Origin of the sequence: Thiococcus pfennigii (assembly GCF_016583835.1) — a bacterium.
GTDB classification, from domain to species: domain Bacteria; phylum Pseudomonadota; class Gammaproteobacteria; order Chromatiales; family Chromatiaceae; genus Thiococcus; species Thiococcus pfennigii.
The window spans coordinates 1-2,003 of the sequence record NZ_NRRW01000125.1; the positions used below are offsets into that span (position 1 = coordinate 1).

The window sequence follows — 2,003 nt, forward strand, 5'->3', positions numbered from 1 at the left end:
CACCGAGCTGCAATTGCGGGTTGATGATCTCGCGCATGGGAATTGGGAATGAACGAAGTTTTGCGGATCCAATACCATCACTGCCACGACCGGCGGGTTTCCGCCACCCGCGGCGACGAACAATCAGTCAGTTAGCGACGGCGCCGTGCCTGCCGGCGATTTCCGGCCACTCGACTTCCGGTGCCCGATTCGATTATAAGGCATTGTTCTTGCGATTGAAAACGACTTTCCGTCCAGGCACAAAATAGTCCTAAACGTGCCAAGCCACAATTCGCGACTTTGACGACGCGCTCGCTTTTCAGCGCTGGCAACTAGACCCTTTTGTAGGCCCCGGTCTGCACTTAGAATGCTTAAAACTTCATCGCGATCAATGATACGAACAGGGGTGTCGGGCTCGCCCTGATCGAGGGACCACTTTACGGCATCTGTGACCTTGGCCGATGTAACGATTACCAACCGGCTCGGGTTGTACCTACTAGATTTCAGTCTGCCGACGATATTCCGAAGTTCATTTTCCGTCAGCGGCCTTTGCCTGTGCTTCACTTGCACAGCGACCGTTTCAGCTTCTTGTTCACCTGTAAAGTCGACGCCTTGATCCTGGGGGCCGCCAACGTATGTGACGTTTCCTATGCCATTTGCCGCGAGCAGTCGGCCCGCAAGTTGCTCGAATTCAGCTGGCGTCAGCTTGTAGAGGGTGTCTTGATCCATTTAGCGGCTGTGCGCCTCACTAAGGCAACGGATTTAATGCTGCTGATGCATAACGCCAGCCATAACCGGAGACAAAAAGCTGCATAGCGAGGAACGAGCGGCGCAGCTTTTTGGCGTCCGAGTTTATGGCATTGTTAGGGCTTTTCAATTCAAGATTTCCAAATATGGATTCTTGTCCACTGTTGCCGCCTGTATTTTTCTATTTAGCAATTGCACAAAATCACCTTGCCTTTCAAGCATGCGAATGACTTCGTGAAGTGAAATAAGGGAAATAGTTTTTTGTGATAAAGCTTCGCGGCATTGCGTGATTGCACTATCTGCATAGCCCTCAGACGCGATAAATAACCCCCTTGCATCATGGCGGCCATATATTCTCACGAGATGCTGTGAGAGTTTTTCTACTCCGATAGGCTCTTTAACCCATTTCATTTCAACCAAATAAATATGCCCAGCTAATTCTATAACACCGTCAATTTGCTCAATTATTCCTGCGCCATCTGGATCTACTCGCTTAAAGTCCTCTTTTACAAGAATTCCGTATGATGAGAATAGTGCGTTTAATACTTTTTCAAGATGCTTACCGCGCTTTTGGGGCTCATTCTCAAGGCCGAAAAGAGCGTAGAAATCTGTTTTGATTTTTTCAATCTCTTCTTGCTTTTTTCGTTTTTCTGCAATTTCCTTTTCTCGCGCCGTTATCCGTTCTTGTCTTTCTCGTTCTCTTTCGTTGGACATCCTTGTGAACGAATCTTTGACGTTGACAACTCTCCTCAGCTCTCCAATCAAGCCCTTAGCTTTTAACTGATCGTTGGGCCAGCATGTAGAAAAATCTTCAAACTCCACGACCCTTTTTACAACTTCTCTTCTTGTTCGTAATTCAGAATCACCTTTTTCGTTAATTCGTTGTATTACCGTTCTGGCTATTTCATATTTGTTGATGTTTTCTCTGTCAACGCTGACCCGTCGAGACAAATCGGACATGATTGACTCAGATACGCCCGCCCCACGAAAGAACACCAAAACATCATTCTTTGACCGACATAGTAAAGGCACTGTATCGACGAGAAGATTTAGCACTTCTGGCGGATAATGATACGACTCTTCCATTCCTGAAGTTTCTCGTTTTCCTCAGGCGACTAACCGCATGACAGCCGCGATGAGGGGATTTCGGGTGCCGTGGCCGGGATCGCCGCAGTCGACCCCGAAACCGACGTCGGCGAGCTCATGGGCGAGCGCTCGGCGCACATCGGCGAAGGCATATTCGGTGCGACGTGCAGCGGCGTAGCGCCGCGCGGGGG

General features: G+C 49.1%; 2 protein-coding genes. Both read right to left on the minus strand.

The annotated features are described in order from the left end of the window. Positions 1-123: 123 nt before the first annotated feature. A complete protein-coding gene (locus tag CKO41_RS18145; protein WP_200383273.1) occupies positions 124-708 on the minus strand; it encodes a restriction endonuclease in 585 nt (194 codons plus the stop codon). 144 nt (positions 709-852) lie between these two features. Next, on the minus strand, positions 853-1,812 hold the full coding sequence (locus CKO41_RS18150; RefSeq protein ID WP_200383274.1) for a restriction endonuclease: 960 nt from the start codon (positions 1,810-1,812) through the stop codon (positions 853-855). Positions 1,813-2,003: the final 191 nt, after the last annotated feature.

Excerpts from the sequence above, each read along its gene's own strand:
- CKO41_RS18145 (WP_200383273.1), bottom strand. The coding sequence starts at position 708 with ATGGATCAAGACACCCTCTACAAGCTGACGCCAGCTGAATTCGAGCAA.
- CKO41_RS18150 (WP_200383274.1), bottom strand. The coding sequence starts at position 1,812 with ATGGAAGAGTCGTATCATTATCCGCCAGAAGTGCTAAATCTTCTCGTC.